Origin of the sequence: Nocardioides soli (assembly GCF_014191495.1) — a bacterium.
Taxonomy (GTDB): Bacteria; Actinomycetota; Actinomycetes; order Propionibacteriales; family Nocardioidaceae; genus Nocardioides; species Nocardioides soli.
In genome coordinates this window covers 1376838-1398120 of the sequence record NZ_JACHWR010000001.1, presented here as the reverse complement: position 1 = coordinate 1398120, position 21283 = coordinate 1376838, and the positions used below count along the sequence as shown (strand labels likewise).

The following is a 21283-nucleotide window of genomic DNA, read 5'->3' as shown; positions in this document are numbered from 1 at the left end:
CCAGTCAGGACTGAAATCTGGCGCCGACTCGGGTGAGATCTGGCGCCGACTCGGCTTAGTGGCCGTGGCGGAGGGCGGCGTGCAGGTCCCAGTTGAGGCGGGAGATCACGTCGAGTGGGATCTCCTTGGGGCAGGCAGCGGTGCACTCGCCGATGTTGGTGCAGCCGCCGAAGCCCTCGGCGTCGTGCTGGGCGACCATGCCGACGACGCGGCTGTCGCGCTCGGGCTGGCCCTGCGGGAGCTCGCCGAGGTGGGTGATCTTCGCACCCATGAACAGCGAGGCGGAGCCGTTGGGACAGGCCGCCACGCAGGCGCCGCAGCCGATGCAGGTCGCCACGTTGAACGCGCGCGTCGCGTCGTCACGGGGGACCGGCACGGAGTGCGCCTCGGGGGCGGAGCCGGTGTTGACGGAGATGAAGCCGCCGGCCTGGATGATCCGGTCGAACGCGCCGCGGTCGACGACGAGGTCCTTGACCACCGGGAACGCGTCGGCGCGCCAGGGCTCGACGACGATCTCGTCGCCGTCCTTGAAGGACCGCATGTGCAGCTGGCAGGTCGTGGTGACCTCCGGGCCGTGCGCCTGGCCGTTGATCATCAGCCCGCACATGCCGCAGATGCCCTCGCGGCAGTCGGAGTCGAACGCGACCGGGTCCTCGCCCTTGGCGATCAGATCCTCGTTGAGGACGTCGAGCATCTCCAGGAACGACATGTCCTGCGAGACGCCGTCGAGCTCGTAGGTCTGCATCGCGCCCTTCGACGCGGCGTCCGGCTGGCGCCAGATCTTGAGGGTCACCTTCATTACTTGTAGCTCCGCTGCTTCATCTCGATGGCCGTGTAGACGAGGTCTTCCTTGTGCAGGACGGGCAGCTCGCCGTCGCCGGCGAACTCCCAGGCGGCGACGTACGCGTACTGGTCGTCGTGGCGCAGCGCCTCGCCGTCCTCGGTCTGCGACTCGGCGCGGAAGTGGCCGCCGCAGGACTCGCGGCGGTTGAGCGCGTCGATGCACATCAGCTCACCGAGCTCGAGGAAGTCGGCCACGCGGCCGGCCTTCTCCAGCGACTGGTTGAGGCTGTCGGAGGTGCCCAGCACCTTCACGTTGCGCCAGAAGTCGTCCTTGAGGGTGCGGATCAGGTCGATGGCCTTCTTCAGGCCGTCCTCGGTCCGCTCCATGCCGCAGTACTCCCACATGATGTTGCCGAGCTCGCGGTGGTAGGAGTCGACGCTGCGGGTGCCGTTGGTGGACAGGAAGTGCGAGACCCGGTCCTCGACCGACTTCCGCGCCTCGACGACGTCCGGGTGGGTCTCCTCGACCTTCTCGAACGGGCCGTCCGCGAGGTAGTCGCGGATCGTGTGGGGCAGCACGAAGTAGCCGTCGGCGAGCCCCTGCATCAGGGCGGAGGCGCCCAGGCGGTTGGCGCCGTGGTCGGAGAAGTTGGCCTCGCCGGTCACGAACAGCCCGGGGATCGACGCCTGCAGGTCGTAGTCGACCCACAGGCCGCCCATGACGTAGTGGACCGCCGGGTAGATCCGCATCGGGGTGTCGTACGGGTTCTCGCCGGTGATCCGGGCGTACATGTCGAAGAGGTTGCCGTACTTCTCCTCGACCGCGTCGCGGCCCAGCCGCTCGACCGCGGCGCTGAAGTCGAGGTAGACGCCACGGCGCACGCCGTCGACCTCCGGGCCGACGCCGCGACCCTCGTCGCAGACGTACTTGGCGGCGCGGGACGCGATGTCGCGCGGCACCAGGTTGCCGAAGGAGGGGTAGATCCGCTCCAGGTAGTAGTCGCGGTCCTGCTCCGGGATCTGCCGGGGGTCCTTGTCGCAGTCGGACTTCTGCTTCGGGACCCAGATCCGCCCGTCGTTGCGCAGCGACTCCGACATCAGCGTCAGCTTCGACTGGTGCGACCCGGTGACCGGGATGCAGGTCGGGTGGATCTGCGTGTAGCAGGGGTTGGCCATGTAGGCGCCCTTGCGGTGCGCCCGCCAGGTGGCCGTGACGTTCGACCCCATCGCGTTGGTGGAGAGGTAGAAGACGTTGCCGTAGCCGCCGGAGGCCAGCACGACGACGTCGGCCAGGTGTGTCTCGATCTCGCCGGTGACCAGGTCGCGGGCGATGATGCCGCGGGCCCGTCCGTCGACCACGATCAGCTCGAGCATCTCGTGGCGGGTGTACTGCGTGACCGTGCCGGCCGCGACCTGCCGCTCCATCGCCTGGTAGGCGCCGATCAGCAGCTGCTGACCGGTCTGGCCGCGGGCGTAGAACGTGCGGGAGACCTGGACGCCGCCGAACGAGCGGTTGTCGAGGAGGCCGCCGTACTCACGCGCGAAGGGGACGCCCTGCGCGACGCACTGGTCGATGATGTTGGCGCTGACCTCGGAGAGCCGGTAGACGTTCGACTCGCGCGAGCGGTAGTCGCCGCCCTTGACGGTGTCGTAGAACAGGCGGTGGACGGAGTCGCCGTCCTCCTTGTAGTTCTTCGCGGCGTTGATGCCGCCCTGCGCGGCGATCGAGTGGGCGCGGCGCGGGGAGTCCTGGTAGCAGAAGGACTTCACGTTGTAGCCGGCCTCGCCGAGCGTGGCCGCGGCCGAGCCACCGGCCAGGCCGGTGCCGACGATGATGATGTCGAGCTTGCGCCGGTTGGCCGGGTTGACCAGGCGGGCCTCGAACTTGCGGGTCTGCCAGCGCTCGTCGATCGGGCCCTCGGGGGCCTTGGTGTCGCGGATCGGCTCGCCGGGGGTGTAGTAGCCGGCGGCGTCGTCGCCGTGCTCCGCGGGGGCGTCGTGCGAGGGGTCACCCGTCAGCGTGGTGTCAGGCATGTCGGTCATGTGCAGCCCCTTACTTGGAGATGACGCCCGCGAGGACGAAGATCGGGACGAGGGAGAAGCCGGCGGCGATGACGACCGCGAGGATCCAGCCGAGGGCCTTGGCGTTGCGACGGGCGCGTGCGTTGTTCGTCAGGCCCAGCGTCTGCGCGGCGCTCCAGGTGCCGTGGTGCAGGTGCATGCCGAGCGCGAACATCGCCAGCAGGTAGATGACGGTCATCCACCAGGTGTCGAAGGTGTCGACGAGCAGGTTGTACGGGTCGTTGGTCTCCCCGCCCGCCACGTTGACCTTGCCGATCGTGAAGTTGATCAGGTGCCAGATCACGAACAGCAGGATCGTCAGGCCGCCCCAGCGCATCCAGCGCGAGGAGAACGACGAGGCGAGGTTCTTCTTCACGACGTACTTCTGGCTGCGCGCATGGTTTGCGCGGCGCCACAGCTTGGCCGCGGCGTACACGTGCACGACCACCGCGACGATGAGCACGGCGCGCATGATCCAGAGGAAGCCGGCGTACGGGAGCATCGGCTCGCCGAGCGTGCGCAGGTGGTGCGCGTACTCGTTGTAGGCATCGTGGCCGGCGAAGGCCTTGAGGTTGCCGTACATATGGAGCAGCACGTACAGGATGAAGATGATGCCGCTCGCGGCCATCAGGAGCTTGAGGGTGATGGTCGAGCGCGACGCCCGCGCACCCGTCACCAAGGTCGTCGTTGCCACGAGAGGCCACGCTACCCCGCGTGAGCGGCCCGTGATCGGCGGGTCAGTGTGACTTAGAGCGCGTTACCGACCGGTCTCGTTCGCGCGCTGGTGCAACCGGTTCTCGAAATCTTCGGTGTGGCCTCTTTCACATCCCGCGCCGACTGTGCAGACTGCGGATGCACCCGACCCACCGGAGGTGGCGATGGCGTCGACCGACGCGCGCGAGACCAGGGCAACGCAGGGCTCAGCAGGTTCGACCGGTGTGAACGGCCCGACCCGGGCCCGGATCGGAGCGAAGACGCTCCGCACCGACACGTGGTGGCTCTACCCGGCCGTGACGTTCGTGGTGTTCTCGGCGTTCGTGGTCTATGCCACCTGGCGGGCGTTCGCCGGCGCCTACTACTACGCGACGCCGTACCTCTCGCCGTTCTACTCGCCCTGTCTCGGTGACTGCGTCGAGGGCGCCTCGGACTTCGGCCAGCCGTTCGCGGGCTTCCCACTGTCGGCGGCGCTGATCATCCTGATCTTCCCGCTCGGCTTCCGGCTCACCTGCTACTACTACCGCAAGGCCTACTACCGGGCGTTCTGGCTCTCGCCGCCCGCCTGTGCGGTCGCCGAGCCGCACGGCAGGTACACCGGCGAGACCCGCTTCCCGCTGATCCTGCAGAACATCCACCGCTGGTTCTGGTACGCCGCGGTGCTGGTCGCCTGCGTGCTCAGCTACGACACCGTGCTGGCCTTCCGCAACGAGGACGGCGAGTGGGGGCACATGGGCCTCGGCACCGTCCTGATGCTGGCCAACGTCGTGCTGATCTGGCTCTACACGCTCTCGTGCCACTCCTGTCGGCACATCACCGGCGGCCGGCTCAGACACTTCTCGAAGCATCCCGTGCGCTACCGGCTGTGGACGGCCGTCTCGAAGCTGAACACCAAGCACGGGGTCTATGCCTGGTACTCGCTGTTCTCCGTGGCGATCGTGGACCTCTACGTCTACCTGCTCGCCACCGGCGCCTTCGACGACCCGAGGTTCTTCTAATGAGTGAGCGGCACCCCATGACCGGCAACGAGATGTCCGGGTCAGCGGCCGGCGGACTGGAGCGGCACGAGTACGACGTGGTCGTGATCGGTGCCGGGGGCGCCGGCCTGCGCGCGGCGATCGCGGCGCACGAGGCGGGTGCACGCACCGCGGTGGTGTGCAAGTCCCTGCTCGGCAAGGCGCACACGGTGATGGCCGAGGGCGGCATCGCCGCCGCGATGGGCAACCGCTGGCCCGAGGACAGCTGGGAGGTGCACTTCCGAGACACCATGCGTGGCGGGAAGATGCTCAACAACTGGCGGATGGCCCAGCTGCACGCCCAGGAGGCGCCCGAGCGGGTGCAGGAGCTCGAGGACTGGGGCGCCCTCTTCGACCGCACCGACGACGGGCTGATCTCGCAGCGCGACTTCGGCGGTCACAAGTACGCCCGGCTCGCCCACGTCGGCGACCGCACCGGGCTGGAGATGATCCGCACCCTCCAGCAGCGCACCGTGCAGCTCGGCATCGACGTGTTCATGGAGTGCACGATCACCGAGCTGCTCAAGGACGGGGGTTTCGAGACAGGCGCCAGCGCGCCTTCCTCAACCACCGGAGGCGGCGCCATTGCCGGGGCCTTCGGGTACTGGCGCGAGACCGGCCGCTTCGTCGCGTTCGCGGCACCGACGGTGATCCTCGCGACCGGCGGCATCGGCAAGTCCTTCAAGGTCACCTCGAACTCCTGGGAGTACACCGGCGACGGTCACGCGCTCGCGCTCCGGGCGGGCGCCGCGCTGATCAACATGGAGTTCGTGCAGTTCCACCCGACCGGCATGGTGTGGCCGCCCTCGGTGAAGGGGCTGCTGGTCACGGAGTCGGTGCGCGGCGACGGCGGCGTGCTCAAGAACTCTGAAGGCAAGCGCTTCATGTTCGACTACATCCCGGAGTTCTTCAAGGCGGAGACGGCCGACACCATCGAGGAGGCCGACCGGTGGTACGAGGACAAGAAGAACAACCGGCGGCCACCCGAGCTGCTGCCCCGTGACGAGGTGGCGCGGGCGATCAACTCCGAGATCAAGGCCGGCCGCGGGTCACCGCACGGCGGCATCTACCTCGACATCGCGTCCCGGCGTACGCCCGAGTTCATCCGCAAGCGACTGCCGTCGATGTACCACCAGTTCAAGGAGCTGGCCGACGTCGACATCACCCAGGAGCCGATGGAGATCGGGCCCACCTGCCACTACGTGATGGGCGGGGTCGAGGTCGACGCCGACAGCCAGGAGAGCGCGGTCACCGGCCTGTACGCCGTGGGGGAGTGCTCGGGCGGCATGCACGGCTCCAACCGGCTGGGCGGCAACTCGCTCGGCGACCTGCTGGTGTTCGGCAAGCGGGCGGGTGAGCACGCTGCGGCATACGCCGCGGGGCTCTCGACCCGTCCGGCGGTCGACGAGGCCGACATCAAGGCGGCGTCGACGAGCGCCCTCGCGCCATTTGAGGTAGAGGGAGGCGAGAACCCGTACACGATCCAGCACGACCTCCAGCAGTCGATGAACGACCTGGTCGGCATCATCCGCACCGCCCGCGAGCTCGAGCAGTCACTGGTCGAGATCGAGGGGTTGAAGGAGCGCGCGCGGCACATGGTCGTGGAGGGGCATCGGCAGTACAACCCCGGCTGGCACCTGTCGATCGACCTGCGCAACATGCTGCTGGTCTCGGAGGCCATCGCGAAGGCGGCGCTGGCCCGCGAGGAGTCACGCGGCGGCCACACCCGCGACGACTTCCCCCAGACCGACAACGAGGTGTGGGGCACGAAGAACCTCGTCGTCACCCTCGACGCCGGCGGCACCGGCGTGGACCTGTCCGAGAAGCCGTTGCCGGTGCTGCCGGACGAGCTCAAGAAGTACTTCGACTAGCCAGATCATCGGGAGAGGACCGGCATGGGCTACGACCTGAAGATGCGCGTCTGGCGCGGCGACCAGTCCGGCGGCGACCTCGGCGACTACACCGTGGAGGTGTCCGAGGGCGAGGTCGTCCTCGACGCACTGCACCGGCTGCAGGCGACGCAGGCCGGCGACCTGGCGATCCGCTGGAACTGCAAGGCCGGCAAGTGCGGCTCGTGCTCCGCCGAGATCAACGGCCGGCCGCGGCTGATGTGCATGACCCGGCTCTCGGACTTCGAGCCCGAGGAGACGATCACGGTCACGCCGATGCGCGCCTTCCCGGTGATCCGCGACCTGGTGACCGACGTGTCGTACAACTACGAGAAGGCCAAGGAGCTGCCGTATGCCGAGCTCGGTCCGCGCGACCCCGACGGCAAGCGCCGGATGGCGCAGATCGACGTCGAGCGCGGGCAGGAGTTCCGCAAGTGCATCGAGTGCTTCCTGTGCCAGGACACCTGCCACGTCGTCCGCGACCACGAGGACAACAAGCCGGCCTTCGCCGGCCCGCGGTTCTTCCTGCGGTACGCCGAGCTCGACATGCACCCCCTCGACACCCACGACCGGCGGGCCCTGGCGCAGAGCGCCGCGGGCATCGGGATGTGCAACATCACCAAGTGCTGCACCGAGGTCTGCCCCGAGGGCATCCGGATCACCGACAACGCGATCATCCCGATGAAGGAGCGGGTCGTCGACCGCAAGTACGACCCGCTGGTCTGGCTCGGCAACAAGATCGGCATCCGCAACAAGGACAACGACGGCCGTGCCGAGGTCTAGCGACCCACGACGAGCCGGACCTTCGATCCGAGCCGGACCTCCGTGCCGGCGGTCACGCCCTGACCGAGGACCTTGCCCCGCTTGGCCTTCTTCGCGACCTTCTTCCGGCTGACCGCGCCCGTGGCGCAGCCCGCGGCCTTCAGCCGGGTGGTGGCCTGGGCGACGGTGCGGCCGGTCACGCTCGGCACCCGGCAGTACGTCGTGGCCGTGGGGGTGGCCGGGGTCGCGGGTGCCGGGGTCGAGACCACGACCGGAGCGTTGGCGGGGCAGACGTCGTCGCTGAACGCGCCGTTCGTGGCGTTGCCGAACGACTCCGTCCCACATCCGGCGTGGACGATGCCGCCCGCGAGCTCGACGCCGGTGTTGTTGAGGTTGAGGTGCGTGCGCGTCGCCCATGCCTCGGCCCCGGCCGCCGCGCGGAGCGCGACGTTGGACTGGGTGACGACGCTGTCGGTGATGCTCACCCGGGTCGGGTGCCCCGGAGCCGGCTCGAGCAGGACTCCGTGCTGACAGTTCTGGGTGAGCGCGACGTCGCTGAGCGCGATGTCGACGAAGGTGTCGGGTGAGCTGGAGGTGAGCGGGGTCCGGATGGCGTTGGCCTGGCCGGAGATCCGGACGTCGTCGAGGCGGACCGAGCGGGCCGCGATCACGGAGACGCCCGCGATGCCGCCGCAGGTGCCCGCGACGCTCCCGGACAGGCCGCCGATGATGTCGAGGCCGCGCAGGATCACGTCGGCATCTCCCGGGGCGTTGATGATGACGGCCGTGGTCCCGAGGTTGCTGATGGAGCCGAAGCTGCCGGAACCGTCGATCGTGATCGACTTGGTGATCGTGACGGCGCCGAAGCCGCCCGGGTCGAGGACGTTGATCGCGCCGCCCGCCGCCGTCTTGGAGATCGCCCCGGCGAAGGTCTTGCACGGTGAGGTGCGCGAGCACGGATTGCCGTCGTCGCCGACGCCCGAGACCCAGGTGCGCTGCGCCTGCGCCTGTGCCGGCGCGGCGATCACGGGCACGGCGGCCAGGCCGAGGACGAGGGGAAGGACGGGAGCGAGGCGCCGGAGGCGGCGCCGTGACGTTGTCATGACGCGGACCGTAGCGGTCGGAGGCGGTGCCGTCTGCCGATCGCGGGACCTCGTCCGAGACGTCACACGCGGTCGACGGTCGGGGCCTCAGCCGACCTGGCGGATCCGCACGTAGTAGGCGGGGATGGAGCCGTCCGGCCGCTTCCTCCCGTCGGGTCGCTGTCGCAGGGGCGTGCGGGCGAAGGTCGCGACGTCGTACTCCTCGATGGAGAGGGTGACGTAGCGGGCACCCGGCAGCACGAGAACCTCGCGCTCGGTGGTCGCGGTCGACAGCATCGAGATGTCCTTGCCGCCGCTGCCGTCCACCTCGACCTCGACGAACAGCTTGATCGGCCCGTCGCCGCTCGTGCGGAGGAACTGGCGACCGGTCGCGGTGCCCTTGGACGTGCTCATGAAGAGCTCGTTGGTGGCCACCTGGCCGACCGTGTACATCCTCTTCATCCGGCCGAGGTCCACGTTGTCGCCACGGTAGGAGACGCCGTGCCACGCCGGCAGCTTGGCGAGGCCCGACATCGCCATGCCGGCGTGTACGGCGCTCTCCTGCTGGAGGCGGTCGACGGACTCGTCGTCGGCCCTCGCCCCGAGGTGCTTGCGCAGTCCGGGCTCGAAGCCGGTCATGCTCGGGTTGATGTAGCGGTAGTTCTCCGCGGTGTAGGTCCGAATCGCCAGCACCTCGGCATGGCTGAGGCCGGCGGCCGCCGTCGCGAGCCGGGCGTTGGGTGCCTTCTGGTTGTCGGACGCGCTCGCATCCTGTACGAACCGCTCGTCCTCCGGACGAGCACCCCATGACGTGTCGTGGCCTCGGATGTCGGCGCCGCCCGTCAAGTGTGCGAACTGTCGAACGGGCGGGCGGGTCTGGCCGCCCTTCGAGCCCTTCTGCGCCGGCATCGCCTGCAACTCGTGCTTCTGGAGGTCGGTGCCCCCGAGCCGCTCGGCGTACTGGAGCTCGGCGTAGGTGCGCAGGACCTGGGCCGAGGCGAGTCGGTCGATCTCCACCATCAGGTCGATCCGGGTGCGCTCGACCTCGCTGGTGCCCCCGCGGTGCTTGAACCGATAGGACTCGGCCAGGCGCCCGACCTTCTTGACCAGGGGCAGCTGGTTCAGCGGGTGCCGGGTCGCGGTGAGCTCGTCGAGGGTGACCATCAGCCGGTAGAGCGTCGACTTCTTGGAGCGGGCGCGCTTGAGCTCGTCGTAGGACATCGTGTCCCGCACCGCGGTGGACATCTCGCGCAACGTCCGGCTCGGCCCGCGCCGCGGGCGCTTGGCCTTCGCTGCGGCGGCCGCGATCTCCTTCTCGGTGGGGGGCACGAAGTCGGAGAGGTCGTCGACCTTGGCTCCCGCGTCGTCGAAGGGCGAGTCCTCCTGCTCCGACTCGGACTCCTGGGACTCGTCCTGGCGGTCGCCGCCCTGGGGCGTGACCTTGCCCGGTGCGAGCGTGACGTCGCTGGAGGGCTGGCCGGCGAGGGTCTGCAGCTGCTCCTCGCTCTCGCTCTCCTGCGACTCGTCCTCGACCTCGAGCTGGGTGGGCGGCGCGGTGGCGGCCTGCTTCGGCGCCGGCGCCTGCGGCTTCCTCTTCTTGAAGTGCCTACTGAAGCCCATCGAAGTCCTCCTCCCGGACCACGCGCCCGAGCTTGACGTACTCCGCGATCAGGGCCGCCCGGACGTGGCGCATCTCGACCGGCCGGTCCTCGTCGGCCGCCTGGAAGGCGGCGGCGACGACGGCGTTGCGGATGACGCCGCCGGTGAGCTCGTAGCGGCGGGCGAGCAGGTCGAGGTCGAGGTCTCCCTGCGGTACGCCGTCGCGGAGATGCCGCTCCCAGATGGCGCGCCGCTCGGGCCCGGCCGGGGTGGGGAAGTCGACGACGAAGTGGATGCGGCGCAGGAAGGCGTCGTCGATGTTCTTCGGCAGGTTCGTGGCCAGCACGACGATGCCGTCGTAGGTCTCGAGCCGCTGGAGGAGGTAGGAGACCTCGAGGTTGGCGTACCGGTCGCGGCCGTCCTTGACCTCGGCCCGCTTGCCGAAGAGCGAGTCGGCCTCGTCGAAGAACAGCACCGAGCTGCCGGCCGACGCGGCCGCGAAGAGCCGCTCGAGGTTCTGCTCGGTCTCGCCGATGTACTTGCTGACCACGGTCGAGATGTCGATGCGGTACATGTCCAGGCCGAGCTCCGACGCGACCACCTCGGCGGCCAGGGTCTTGCCGGTGCCGGACTGGCCGGTGAAGAGCGAGACGATCCCGCGGCCGGCGGCGTGCGACAGCCCCCAGTCGTCGAGCACCCGGCCGGCGTGCTGGTAGCGCGCGACGATCGACCGCAGCTGGGCCAGCTTGGCCCCGCTCAGCACCAGGTCGTCCCAGGACTTCTGCGGCCGGACCCGGCGCGCCAGCGTGCCGAGTGGCCCGGCGAGCAGGCGGCGGACGGCGACGTGCACGTCGCCGTCGACGGTCGGGTGCACCGCAGCGACGAGCTCGGTCTGCTCCGCGGTGAGCCGGTGCTCCAGCGGTACGTCGGGGCCGACCGCGGCTCGCCACTCGTCGTCGGTCACCAGGTCGGCGGACGCGACGTGCTCGGAGCGCGCCCGGTCGGGCAGGTCGCGGACCGGCAGTTCGTCGACGCAGGTGAGCGCCCAGCCGAGATGGGTGGCCCGCTCGACCCAGCGCCGCCCCTCCTCGGGGAGGCCGTCGTCGAGCTCGACGACGACCGCTCGGCCGGTGAGGGTGGCCTCGCGCACGATCGCGGCCCAGCCGGCGTCGGACGCAGGGGCCGGGGCCACCAGGAACCGGCCGCCACCGGAGCGCTCGATGGCCAGGTCGCGGCGGCGTACCCGGTCGGGACCCGAGACCAGCACGACCTCGGCCGACCGGGGAGTCGACGCCGGCCGGTCGACGTGACGGGTGCCGACCGGCAGGTCCGCGTCGGGGGACGGGTCGCCCAGCAGCGCCCACAGCACCTGCGGCGCGAGCTCGACCTCGGTCGTCGCCCACAGCCCCGGGCGGTGACCGCCGACCAGCGCCGCGCGTCGCAGGGCGGACCCGGGACCGGCCGCCTCCGCGCAGGCAAGGGTCCCGCCCAGCAGGCGGGCGGCGGCGCCGAGCGTGATCCGGCTGGGCCGGGTCGCGCCGACCAGCACGCCGATCCGGGCCGCGCGCACCGGGTCGAGCTCGCAGGCCACGAGGAGCGCGAGCAGCTCGCGCTCGGGACCCTCCGCCCCGGCGTTGACGCAGAGCGTGTGGAACACCGACGCGGAGTCGAGCGCGAGCGTCGTGCGCGCGTCGTCGAGCGCCTCGGCCGGCGCCTCGTCCAGGGCCACCCCGATCGCGGCGTCCGCGAAGGCGGCGAAGGGCGGTGCGCCGGCGTCCGTCGCGAGCATGGGCGTCGACATCCGTGCTGGTCTCCCTCTGGGGGCCGACGCAGGAGCCGGGGCCCTCGAGCGAAATCTAGACCACCGGAGGCCGCTGTCCACCCCGAATGGTGAGGATGCCCGCGCCCGCTCTCGGCCGGGGCAGGACCGGTTCCGGGCCGGTCAGGAGAGCATCCCGACGAAGGCTCTCGAGGCGACGTACGTCGCGGCGCCGAGCGCGGCCGCCACCACCAGGGTCACCAGCGCGATCGTCACGACCGCCCTGAGCACCGCCTGCCAGCGTGCCGCCTCCTCCTCGTTCCGGCCCCGAGGCCGGTGTGCGAGCACCGTCATGCCGATCTCCTCCCTCCCGAGTCGAGGATCGATCTGGATCCAGCATGTTCCTCGTCCGGTGTGTTGTCTTCGCCTGCACCGGGTGAGACGTCGTGGGCGGCGGTTCGGTTGTCGTGAGGCGGCCGAGGAGGCACCCGGTACGGTTTTGTCGATCGAGGAGCCTCACGTCGATACGAGCCGGGGAGGGCGTGTGGTCAGGGGACGTCCGGGCCGGGCGCTGTTGGCGACCCTCGCGGTCAGCGCCCTGGCCCTCGTCGGCATCGACGACCCGACACGGGTGCCCGAGTCGGCGCGCGCGGCCTTGACGCCGACGCCGACACCGGCGCTGGAGCGGCCGGTCTCGAGGCCGAACGTCCTGATGATCACGGTCGACGACCTGGCCGCGACCGACCTGCCCTACCTCCCGCGGGTGCGCCGGCTGATGGAGACCGGCGGCGTGACCTTCGGCGACGGCATCGCGCCGTCCCCGATGTGCGTGCCGGCCCGGGCGTCGCTGCTCACCGGGCAGTACGCCCACAACCACGGCGCCAAGACGGTGCGCGGTCCGGCCGGCGGCTACCAGGCGCGGGACTGGGACGACCGCGACACGATCGCCAGCGCGCTGCAGGACGCCGGCTACGACACGCTGTTCACCGGCAAGTACCTCAACGGCTACGGCAAGAACAGGACCGCCCGCGACATCCCGCCCGGCTGGACCGACTGGCGGGCCACGCCCGACCCCTCGACGTACCGCTTCTTCGACCAGCGCCTGAGCGTCAACGGCCGGATCGAGCGCCAGCAGGGCTACACGACCGACGTGATGACCGAGCAGGCCACGCAGATGATCGGGGAGCGCCGCGACAACCCTTGGTTCGCCTGGGTCAACTACGTCGCTCCGCACGTCGGCGGGCCGGTGGACGCGGAGGCGCCGCGGAAGAAGTACGCCGGCACGCGCCAGGCCCGCTTCAAGTCCACGGTGCCCGATCCCCAGGACGTCGGCTTCTACCGGGACGTGCCGCTGCCGATCACGCCCAACTCGTTCCCGGAGCCCGACCACGAGACGCTGCCCGAGTGGGCGCCGGCCAACGTCCGCCAGTTCGACGAGGCGGACCGCCAGGCCCTGAACATCGTCTACCAGCGCCGGATCGAGGCGGCGCGCGGCCTCGACCGGGCGGTCGCCAGGCTCTTCCGCCAGCTGAAGGCGACCGGGCAGCTGGACCGGACGCTGGTGATCTTCACCTCCGACAACGGCTATGCGGTCGGCAACCACAACCTGAACGGCAAGCTCTACCACTACGACGAGTCGGTGCGGATCCCGATCCTGATGCGCGGCCCCGGGCTCCCGCAGGGCGTCATGGTGCCGACCGCGGTGACCAACCCCGACCTCGCCGCGACGATCCTCGCCGCGACCGGGGTCGCGCCGCCGCGGCCACTCGACGGCGTCGACATCCTGCCGTGGGTCGACGCGCCGGCCCAGGTGCGCGTGGTGCCGATCGAGGCCTACCAGGTGGCTGGCACCCAGCGCATCTACTGGGGCGTGCGGGTCGGTGCCTGGACCTACGTCCGCTACCGCCGCGGCGGGCAGGAGCTCTACGACCGCTCCCGCGATCCCTACGAGATCCACAACCTCGCCGGCGAGAAGCGCTACGCGCCGGCGCGCAAGGCGCTGGCCTCGCTCGCCAAGCGCTACCGGGGCTGCGCGGGCGAGACCTGCCCGCGCGACTTCTATCCCGCCGACGAGCTGGCCGAGCTCTTGGTCGAGGCCGCGTCGGGGGAGGGGAGCGCCGATGCCTGAGCAGCCCGAGCGGTTCTGGGCCGGCTTCCACCTCGACCCGCGGCGCCCGGAGCACGCCCGGGTGCGGGCGACCGACGCCGACCGCGACCACGCCCGCGACCTCTTCGTCGAGGCGTACGCCGACGGCCGGCTGACCCGCGCGGAGCTCGACGTACGCACCGCGCGGACGACGGCGCCGATCACTCTCGGCGCGCTCCTGACCCTCGTGTCCGACCTCCAGCCCATCCGGAGCGCGTCGGCGGAGCCCGACCGGTCCCGGCGGCCAGTGGGCCGCGAGCTGCTCGTGTTCGTCGTATGCAGCGTCGCGTGCGTGCTGCTGTGGTCGCAGACCGGTCGCGGCTTCTTCTGGCCGCTGTGGGTGATCGTCTTCACCGGCCTCCCGCCGCTGGCGACGCTCGTCAGCGGGCGGCGGGTGCCCGAGGGCGGCTCCGGACGCGGAAAAGGTCACACTCAGTAGCCCTCGTCACGAGGCGCTCCTATCGTTCGCACCATGACCGAACGTGGGACTCTCGAGGGCGGCCTGAGCGAGCCCGAGGAGCTGGAGCCCGAGCAGGGGTCGCTCGACCTCGCGGACCCGGCCGACACCTGGACGGTGGCCGACTGGGAGGCACAGGCGGCGGCCGTGCTGCGCAAGGCCGGGCGCCTGGGCGAGCAGGACGCCGACGACCTCGTGTGGGAGCGGCTCACCCGCACCACGCTCGACGGCATCGGCATCTCGCCGCTCGGCACCGCCGCGCTCCTCGACGGCCTGCGGACCTCCGGCCGGCCGACCCGGCAGGGCGACTGGGACGTGCGGTCCTACGTCGACGCGGGCGACCCGGCCGCGGCGAAGCTCGCCAACGAGGAGGCGCTCGTCGACCTCGACGGCGGTGTCACCAGCCTGTGGCTGCGCGGGAGCGCCGACTACGCGACCGTCCTGAAGGACGTTCTCCTCGACCTCGCCCCGGTCGTGCTCGACGGCGGCGACCCGCAGGCGTTCCTGGCGTACGCCCGGTCGAGTCTGGCGGAGGGTCGAGAGCTGCACCCGGCGACGAACCTCGGCGTGCCCGCGGCAGACGCGACCGGCGAGCTCGCGCGAGCGGCACAGCAGCGTGGCGTCCTGGCCTTCGTCGTCGACGCGACCGCCGTGCACGACCGCGGCGCCTCCGACGCGCAGGAGCTGGCCTGGTCGCTGGCCGCCGGCGCGGCGTACCTGCGCACGCTCACCGACGCCGGCCTGAGCGTCGACGAGGCCGCCGGCCTGGTCGAGTTCCGCTACGCCGCGACCGACGAGCAGTTCGCCACGATCGCCAAGCTGCGCGCGGCCCGCCGGGCCTGGGCGCGGATGCTCGAGTTGAGCTCCGCGCAGGGCCGCGAGCAGCGCCAGCACGTGGTGACCAGCCGGCCGATGATGAGCAAGTACGACCCCTGGGTGAACATGCTCCGCACCACCGTCGCCGCCTTCGCGGCCGGCGTCGGGGGAGCCGACAGCGTCACCGTGCTGCCCTTCGACGGCCCGCTCGGCCGCCCGGACGCCTTCGGCCGCCGGATCGCGCGCAACACCAGCCACCTGTTGATCGACGAGTCGCACGTCGCCCACGTCGCCGACCCGGCCGGCGGCGCGTACGCCGTCGAGAAGCTCACCGACGACCTCGCGGTCGCCGCCTGGGAGCTCCTCGGCCGGCTCGAGGAGGGCGCCGACCTGGACGCGGAGATCGCCGAGACCGTGGCGAGGCGCGATGCCGCGGTCGCCCGGCGCAAGCGCCCGATCACCGGCCTCACCGAGTTCCCCAACCTCGGCGAGGTGCTCCCGGAGCGCGACCCGGCCGGTGCCGACACCACGCGTCGCTACGGCGCCGCGTTCGAGGCGCTGCGCGACCGTCCCGTCGCGTCGAAGGTCTTCCTGGCGACGCTCGGCACGGTCGCCCAGCACACCGCCCGCGCGACGTTCGCGAGCAACCTGCTCGCCGCCGGCGGCATCGCGGTCGACGTCGCCGGGCCGACCCCGGGCGTCGACGACCTGGTCGCGGCGTACGACGGCCAGGCGGTCGTCTGCCTGGCCGGAGCAGACGCGACGTACGCCGAGTGGGGCCAGGCCGCGGCCGAGGCCCTGCGCGCGGCCGGCGCGACGCACGTGATCATCGCCGGGAAGCCGGCGGACTACGCGGACGCGTCGTGCGCGATGGGCGTCGACGCGCTCGCCTTCCTGACCAGCACGAGGGAGAAGCTGCAGTGAGTGTCCCGAAGAGCTTCAGCGGACTGTCGCTGGAGGGTGGTTTCGAGACAGGCGCTAGCGCGCCTTCCTCAACCACCGTGTCGACTGGTTCGAGCGCGCCTTCCTCAACCACCGTGTCGACTGATTCGAGCGCGCCTTCCTCAACCACCCTGCCGCCGGTGGTTGAGGTGCGAGGAGCGCCAGCGACGAGCCTCGAAACCCCCGGTGACGACCACACCTGGATGTCGCCCGAGGGCATCGCGATCCGGCCGTCGTACGGTCCCGCGGACCTCACCGGCCTCGACGCGCTCGACACGCTGCCGGGCCTGAGCCCGTTCCTGCGCGGGCCGTACCCGACGATGTACACGACCCAGCCGTGGACGATCCGGCAGTACGCCGGCTTCTCCACCGCCGAGGAGTCGAACGCCTTCTACCGCCGCAACCTCGCGGCCGGCCAGAAGGGCCTGTCGGTCGCCTTCGACCTGGCCACCCACCGCGGCTACGACTCCGACCACCCGCGGGTGCGCGGCGACGTCGGCATGGCGGGCGTGGCGATCGACTCGATCTACGACGCGCGCACGCTCTTCGACGGCATCCCGCTGGACCAGATGTCGGTGTCGATGACCATGAACGGCGCGGTGCTGCCGGTGCTGGCGCTCTACATCGCGGCGGCCGAGGAGCAGGGGGTGAAGCCGGAGCAGCTCGCGGGGACCATCCAGAACGACATCCTCAAGGAGTTCATGGTCCGCAACACCTACATCTACCCGCCGGCCCCGAGCATGCGGATCATCAGCGACATCTTCCAGTTCACCTCGCAGAAGATGCCGCGCTTCAACTCGATCTCGATCTCCGGCTACCACATCCAGGAGGCCGGGGCGACCAACGACCTCGAGCTCGCCTACACGCTGGCCGACGGCGTCGAGTACATCCGGGCCGGCCTCGACGCGGGGCTGACGATCGACCAGTTCGCGCCGCGGCTGTCCTTCTTCTGGGCGATCGGCATGAACTTCTTCATGGAGGTCGCCAAGATGCGCGCGGCCCGCGCGCTGTGGGCGCGGCTGGTGCGCCAGTTCGACCCGCAGAACCCGAAGTCGCTCAGCCTGCGTACCCATTCGCAGACCAGCGGCTGGTCGCTGACCGCGCAGGACGTCTTCAACAACGTCGGCCGCACCGCCATCGAGGCGATGGCCGCCACCCAGGGCCACACCCAGAGCCTGCACACCAACGCGCTCGACGAGGCGATCGCGCTGCCGACCGACTTCTCGGCGCGGATCGCCCGCAACACCCAGCTGCTGCTGCAGCAGGAGAGCGGCACCACCGGCACGATCGACCCCTGGGCGGGCAGCTACTACGTCGAGCGGCTGACCCACGACCTCGCCGAGCGCGCCTGGGCGCACATCCTCGAGGCCGAGCAGGCGGGCGGCATGGCCGCCGCGATCGAGCAGGGCATCCCGAAGATGCGCATCGAGGAGGCCGCGGCCCGCACCCAGGCCCGGATCGACTCCGGCGCGCAGCAGGTGATCGGCGTCAACACCTACCGGCTCGCGGCCGAGGACAAGCTCGACGTGCTCAAGGTCGACAACGACGACGTCTACCGTCAGCAGATGGCCAAGCTGGAGCGGCTGCGCGCCGAGCGCGACGACGACGCCGTACGCCGCGCGCTCGAGGCGCTCACCCGCTCCGCCGAGCAGGGGGCGACCCGGGGCTCCCTCGACGGCAACCTGCTCGCGCTGGCCGTCGACGCGGCCCGGGCGAAGGCGACCGTGGGGGAGATCTCCGAAGCGCTGGAGAAGGTCTACGGCCGCCACCAGGCGGTGATCCGTACGATCAGCGGCGTGTACAGGGACGAGTCGACCACCGGCGAGGGCGGCACGCTCGTGCAGCAGGTGCTCGACGCCACCGAGGAGTTCGAGGAGGCCGAGGGCCGCCGACCGCGCATCCTGGTCGCCAAGATGGGCCAGGACGGCCACGACCGCGGCCAGAAGGTCGTGGTCACCGCCTTCGCCGACATGGGCTTCGACGTCGACGTGGGGCCGCTGTTCTCCACGCCCGAGGAGGTCGCCCAGCAGGCGGTCGACGCCGACGTGCATATCGTCGGTGTCTCGTCGCTGGCCGCCGGCCACCTCACGCTGCTGCCGGCGCTGAAGCAGGCGCTCGCCGAGCAGGGCCGTCCGGACATCATGATCGTGATCGGCGGGGTGATCCCACCCGACGACGTACCCACGCTGCGGGAGATGGGCGCGGCGGCGGTGTTCCTGCCCGGCACCGTGATCGCCGAGTCGGCGCTTGATTTGCTGGCCCGGCTGCGGGAGCAGCTGAAGCACTGATGCCGGACGTCGATTCGCTCGTCGCCGGCATCCGGGACGGCAGGCGGGCGGCGGTCTCGCAGGCGATCACGCTCGTCGAGTCGACCCATCCGCGGCGTCGCGAGCAGGCGCGCGAGCTGCTGACCGCGCTCGCCACGGATGCGCCCAGCGACGTGGTCCGGGTCGGGATCTCGGGCGTGCCGGGTGTCGGGAAGTCCACGCTCATCGAGGCGCTCGGCTCGCGGCTGACCGGGCGGGGGCACCGGGTCGGGGTGCTCGCGGTCGACCCGTCCAGCGTGCGCACGGGCGGCTCGGTGCTCGGCGACAAGACCCGGATGTCGCGGCTCGCCAACGACCCCAGCGCGTTCGTCCGGCCCTCGCCCAGCGCCGGCACCCTCGGCGGCGTCGCGCGGGCGACCGTGCAGGCGATGGCGGTGCTCGAGGCCGCGGCGTACGACGTGGTGCTGGTCGAGACCGTGGGCGTGGGTCAGTCCGAGGTGACCGTCGCGGGCATGGTCGACACATTCGTCTTCCTGACCCTGGCCCGCACCGGCGACCAGTTGCAGGGCATCAAGAAGGGCATCCTCGAGCTCGCCGACGTGATCGCCGTCAACAAGGCCGACGGGGACCGCGTGCAGGAGGCGCGGGTGGCCGCGCGTGACCTGGCCGGGGCGCTGCGGCTGGTGCGCGGCCGGGGGGAGTGGGCGCCTCCGGTGGTGACCTGCTCCGCCCTCGAGGACACCGGGGTCGACGACCTCTGGGACCGGGTGCACGGCCACCGCGACCACCTCGGCCCGCAGGGGCTGGCCGACAAGCGGGCCCACCAGCAGCTGGACTTCACCTGGGCGCTGGTCCGCGACGAGCTCGACCAGCGGCTGCGGCACTCCGCGGGGGTCAAGGCGGTGCGCGAGGAGGTCCGCTCGGCCGTGCTCGCGGGCGAGCTGCCCGCCACGGTGGCGGCCGACCGGATCCTCGCGGCGTACGACGCGGGCTGACCGGCGCCGGCGCGTCAGCCGATGCCGAGGACCCGGACCAGTCCTCGCTCGACCTCCCTCATGAGATGACTCGGGACCGCGCCGGTCGGGTGCGGGTCCAGCGAGCTGCGGTCGACCGTCGCGAGCGCGGTGACGTTGGCGACCGAGTCCTTCGGCAGTCCGGTAGCCGCCGCCGGCAGGAAGACGTTGCCCGGCATCGCCGACAGTGCGGTGTTGGAGGTGAGGACGGCGACGATCGTCGTCGCGAGCCGACTCTCGTTGTACGGGTCCGCCTGGACGACCAGCACCGGCCGCCGCTTCGCCGGAGCGCTGCCCGATGGTTCGCCGAGGTCGCACCAGTGGACGTCGCCACGACTCACCACTGGCTGTCCGGATCGTCGTCGAGCCGTGTGCCCGCGGTGATCGCGAACGGCATCGACGAGTCGGCGTTGGCCGCGTCCACGACCGCGTCGATGGCTGCCGTCACATCGGCGGACTCGACCTCGGCCGCTAGGCGCTCCGCGGCGGCCGAGTAGAACTGGGAACGGTTCAGTCCCAGCTTCCTCGCCGCTCGCTCGGCGCGAGCGTAGATCTCTTCCGGTACGGAGATCGCGGTCTTCACGACCCGAGTATAACTCGGTATGACCCGGGCCGTTGCCTCGGTGTCCCGAACATTCGGGACCGGCGTCACCTGCGCCCGGGACCGGGGGATCGGCAGTGTCATCCCACCGACACCACATCCTTCTGGAGGCAGCACACCATGCGCACGACCCGAATCCTCGCCGGCCTGGCGGCCACCGCGCTCGCCGCCGGCACCCTCGCGGCGGCGCCGTCCCTGGCGGTGCCCGCCAAGCCCGCCAAGCCCGCCAAGCCCGCCAAGCCCGCCAAGCCCGCCAAGCCCGCCAAGCCCGCCAAGCCCGCCAAGCCGACCGTGCTGGCGAAGGGCCTGCTGAGCCCGCTGAGCATCGCCGTCGACGGCACCGACGTCTACGTCACGCAGAGCTTCGGCGGCTCGCTCCAGCTGCTCCGGCCGGGCAAGCAGCCGAAAACGCTCTACACCGCCACGAAGCGGGGCGCCGAGGTCGGCGCCGTCTCCGCGCGGCGCGGCACCGTGACCTTCGCGGTCAGCGAGTCCGACAAGGACGGCAACTACACCGCGACCCGGCTGCTGCGGATCGCCGGCAGCGGCAAGGCGACGCCGGTGGCGAACCTGCTGGCCTACGAGAGGAAGGCCAACCCCGACGGCGACGTCACCTACGGCGTCCGCGGCCTCGCCGACGACTGCGCGGCTCAGTGGCCGGCCGACGGGCCGCCGGCGTCGTACCCCGGCATCGTCGACTCGCACCCCTACGCGACCACGACGGTCAAGCGGACGACGTACGTCGCGGACGCGGCGATGAACGCGATCCTCGCCGTGTCGCCGCAGGGCAAGGTCCGCACGGTCGCCGTGCTGCCGGGCGTGCCGACCGAGATCACCGCGGGCTTCGCCGAGGAGCAGGGGCTGCCGCAGTGCGCGGTCGGCCTCGACTACTACTTCGAGTCGGTGCCGACCGACGTCGAGGTCGGTCCCGACGGCAGCCTCTACGTGAGCTCCCTGCCGGGCGGGCCCGAGGACCCGAGCATGGGCGCGCGCGGCCAGGTCTTCAGGGTGCATCCCAGGAGCGGCAAGGTGAGCAGGGTCGCCGGCGGCCTGGTCAGCCCGGTCGGGGTGGCCGTGGCCGACAACGGCGACGTGTACGTCTCGCAGCTGTTCTCCGGCGCGATCGCGAAGATCAAGAAGGGCTCGGACCGGGCGTCGACCGTGCGCCGGCTCTCGATGACCGGTGACGTCGAGGTGCGCGGCACGATGCTGTTCGCGACCACGGACGTGCTCCCGCCGAAGGGCAAGAAGCCCAACGGCAAGGTGGTCAGCTTCCGACGCTGACCGCCCCACGATCCGAGTGCGGGTCCCGGATGATCGGCCGGGGCCCGCACTCGCGTCTATCCCCCGGATGGGCGTTGCGCGCGGCACGAGGT

18 protein-coding genes are annotated in these 21283 nt (G+C 71.2%); 9 read left to right on the top strand and 9 right to left on the bottom strand.

Annotation, left to right across the window (positions count from 1 at the left end; genetic code table 11):
• Window positions 1-55 precede the first annotated feature (55 nt).
• Genes FHU40_RS07060 through FHU40_RS07050 form a run of 3 tightly spaced genes read right to left on the bottom strand, consistent with a single transcriptional unit; the run spans window position 56 to window position 3538 of the window.
• Window positions 56-799, bottom strand: a complete 744-nt coding sequence (locus tag FHU40_RS07060) for a succinate dehydrogenase/fumarate reductase iron-sulfur subunit (protein WP_183591516.1) — start codon at window positions 797-799, stop codon at window positions 56-58.
• Window positions 799-2817: a fumarate reductase/succinate dehydrogenase flavoprotein subunit gene (locus FHU40_RS07055; protein WP_183592229.1), complete on the bottom strand. Its 2019-nt coding sequence runs from the start codon at window positions 2815-2817 to the stop codon at window positions 799-801. The genes FHU40_RS07060 and FHU40_RS07055 overlap by 1 nt, the downstream gene beginning before the upstream one ends.
• 19 nt (window positions 2818-2836) lie before the next feature.
• On the bottom strand, window positions 2837-3538 hold the full coding sequence (locus tag FHU40_RS07050; protein WP_183591515.1) for a succinate dehydrogenase cytochrome b subunit: 702 nt from the start codon (window positions 3536-3538) through the stop codon (window positions 2837-2839).
• Window positions 3539-3782: 244 nt separating this feature from the next.
• Between FHU40_RS07050 and FHU40_RS07045 the strand changes: the two genes are divergently transcribed.
• Genes FHU40_RS07045 through FHU40_RS07035 form a run of 3 tightly spaced genes read left to right on the top strand, consistent with a single transcriptional unit; the run spans window position 3783 to window position 7246 of the window.
• On the top strand, window positions 3783-4556 hold the full coding sequence (locus FHU40_RS07045; RefSeq protein ID WP_343057770.1) for a hypothetical protein: 774 nt from the start codon (window positions 3783-3785) through the stop codon (window positions 4554-4556).
• Window positions 4556-6445: a fumarate reductase/succinate dehydrogenase flavoprotein subunit gene (locus tag FHU40_RS07040; protein ID WP_183591513.1), complete on the top strand. Its 1890-nt coding sequence runs from the start codon at window positions 4556-4558 to the stop codon at window positions 6443-6445. Before FHU40_RS07045 ends, FHU40_RS07040 begins: the two co-directional genes overlap by 1 nt.
• A 24-nt stretch (window positions 6446-6469) precedes the next feature.
• The gene (locus tag FHU40_RS07035) at window positions 6470-7246 is read left to right on the top strand and encodes a succinate dehydrogenase/fumarate reductase iron-sulfur subunit (protein WP_183591512.1); all 777 of its coding nucleotides are present in this window, start codon (window positions 6470-6472) and stop codon (window positions 7244-7246) included.
• Here FHU40_RS07035 and FHU40_RS07030 read toward each other — a convergent pair.
• From FHU40_RS07030 to FHU40_RS07015, 4 genes are all read right to left on the bottom strand, one after another.
• The gene (locus tag FHU40_RS07030; protein WP_183591511.1) at window positions 7243-8328 is read right to left on the bottom strand and encodes a PASTA domain-containing protein; all 1086 of its coding nucleotides are present in this window, start codon (window positions 8326-8328) and stop codon (window positions 7243-7245) included. The two genes, FHU40_RS07035 and FHU40_RS07030, sit on opposite strands and share 4 nt — an antisense overlap.
• 87 nt (window positions 8329-8415) lie before the next feature.
• Complete coding sequence (locus FHU40_RS07025) at window positions 8416-9927, bottom strand: ADP-ribosyltransferase (protein WP_183591510.1); 1512 nt, start codon at window positions 9925-9927, stop codon at window positions 8416-8418.
• Window positions 9914-11707: an ATP-binding protein gene (locus tag FHU40_RS07020; RefSeq protein ID WP_183591509.1), complete on the bottom strand. Its 1794-nt coding sequence runs from the start codon at window positions 11705-11707 to the stop codon at window positions 9914-9916. Before FHU40_RS07020 ends, FHU40_RS07025 begins: the two co-directional genes overlap by 14 nt.
• 141 nt (window positions 11708-11848) lie before the next feature.
• A complete protein-coding gene (locus tag FHU40_RS07015; protein WP_183591508.1) occupies window positions 11849-12019 on the bottom strand; it encodes a hypothetical protein in 171 nt (56 codons plus the stop codon).
• A gap of 190 nt (window positions 12020-12209) precedes the next feature.
• Between FHU40_RS07015 and FHU40_RS07010 the strand changes: the two genes are divergently transcribed.
• The 5 genes from FHU40_RS07010 to meaB all read left to right on the top strand — a co-directional run bounded on the left by FHU40_RS07010 (window position 12210) and on the right by meaB (window position 19288).
• Complete coding sequence (locus FHU40_RS07010; RefSeq protein WP_343057768.1) at window positions 12210-13793, top strand: sulfatase family protein; 1584 nt, start codon at window positions 12210-12212, stop codon at window positions 13791-13793.
• Entirely contained in the window at window positions 13786-14250 is a 465-nt protein-coding gene (locus tag FHU40_RS07005; RefSeq protein WP_183591506.1) for a DUF1707 domain-containing protein, read from the top strand. Before FHU40_RS07010 ends, FHU40_RS07005 begins: the two co-directional genes overlap by 8 nt.
• 33 nt (window positions 14251-14283) lie before the next feature.
• Window positions 14284-16008 carry a methylmalonyl-CoA mutase family protein gene (locus tag FHU40_RS07000; RefSeq protein ID WP_183591505.1) on the top strand — a complete coding sequence of 575 codons (1725 nt, stop codon included), beginning with the start codon at window positions 14284-14286 and terminating at the stop codon, window positions 16006-16008.
• A gap of 158 nt (window positions 16009-16166) precedes the next feature.
• Entirely contained in the window at window positions 16167-18314 is a 2148-nt protein-coding gene (scpA, locus tag FHU40_RS06995) for a methylmalonyl-CoA mutase (RefSeq protein ID WP_343057767.1), read from the top strand.
• Entirely contained in the window at window positions 18314-19288 is a 975-nt protein-coding gene (gene meaB, locus FHU40_RS06990; RefSeq protein WP_183591504.1) for a methylmalonyl Co-A mutase-associated GTPase MeaB, read from the top strand. The genes scpA and meaB overlap by 1 nt, the downstream gene beginning before the upstream one ends.
• A 14-nt stretch (window positions 19289-19302) precedes the next feature.
• Here the strand turns inward: meaB and FHU40_RS29360 are convergent, their stop codons facing one another.
• Together FHU40_RS29360 and FHU40_RS29355 are read right to left on the bottom strand one after the other, a co-directional pair.
• Complete coding sequence (locus FHU40_RS29360) at window positions 19303-19647, bottom strand: type II toxin-antitoxin system PemK/MazF family toxin (protein ID WP_343057765.1); 345 nt, start codon at window positions 19645-19647, stop codon at window positions 19303-19305.
• On the bottom strand, window positions 19644-19889 hold the full coding sequence (locus FHU40_RS29355) for a hypothetical protein (protein ID WP_246389979.1): 246 nt from the start codon (window positions 19887-19889) through the stop codon (window positions 19644-19646). The genes FHU40_RS29360 and FHU40_RS29355 overlap by 4 nt, the downstream gene beginning before the upstream one ends.
• A 138-nt stretch (window positions 19890-20027) precedes the next feature.
• Here FHU40_RS29355 and FHU40_RS06980 point away from each other — a divergent pair, with 138 nt between their 5' ends.
• Window positions 20028-21191 (top strand): ScyD/ScyE family protein, encoded by a 1164-nt coding sequence (locus FHU40_RS06980; RefSeq protein ID WP_183591502.1) that lies wholly within the window; start codon window positions 20028-20030, stop codon window positions 21189-21191.
• Window positions 21192-21283 lie beyond the last annotated feature (92 nt).

Bases quoted from the DNA above. Each gene is read 5' to 3' on its own strand.
- FHU40_RS07060 (WP_183591516.1), bottom strand. From the start codon at position 799: ATGAAGGTGACCCTCAAGATCTGGCGCCAGCCGGACGCCGCGTCGAAG.
- FHU40_RS07055 (WP_183592229.1), bottom strand. From the start codon at position 2,817: ATGCCTGACACCACGCTGACGGGTGACCCCTCGCACGACGCCCCCGCG.
- FHU40_RS07040 (WP_183591513.1), top strand. From the start codon at position 4,556: ATGAGTGAGCGGCACCCCATGACCGGCAACGAGATGTCCGGGTCAGCG.
- FHU40_RS07035 (WP_183591512.1), top strand. From the start codon at position 6,470: ATGGGCTACGACCTGAAGATGCGCGTCTGGCGCGGCGACCAGTCCGGC.
- FHU40_RS07030 (WP_183591511.1), bottom strand. From the start codon at position 8,328: ATGACAACGTCACGGCGCCGCCTCCGGCGCCTCGCTCCCGTCCTTCCC.
- FHU40_RS07025 (WP_183591510.1), bottom strand. From the start codon at position 9,927: ATGGGCTTCAGTAGGCACTTCAAGAAGAGGAAGCCGCAGGCGCCGGCG.
- FHU40_RS07020 (WP_183591509.1), bottom strand. From the start codon at position 11,707: ATGTCGACGCCCATGCTCGCGACGGACGCCGGCGCACCGCCCTTCGCC.
- FHU40_RS07015 (WP_183591508.1), bottom strand. From the start codon at position 12,019: ATGACGGTGCTCGCACACCGGCCTCGGGGCCGGAACGAGGAGGAGGCG.
- FHU40_RS07005 (WP_183591506.1), top strand. From the start codon at position 13,786: ATGCCTGAGCAGCCCGAGCGGTTCTGGGCCGGCTTCCACCTCGACCCG.
- FHU40_RS07000 (WP_183591505.1), top strand. From the start codon at position 14,284: ATGACCGAACGTGGGACTCTCGAGGGCGGCCTGAGCGAGCCCGAGGAG.
- meaB (WP_183591504.1), top strand. From the start codon at position 18,314: ATGCCGGACGTCGATTCGCTCGTCGCCGGCATCCGGGACGGCAGGCGG.
- FHU40_RS06980 (WP_183591502.1), top strand. From the start codon at position 20,028: ATGCGCACGACCCGAATCCTCGCCGGCCTGGCGGCCACCGCGCTCGCC.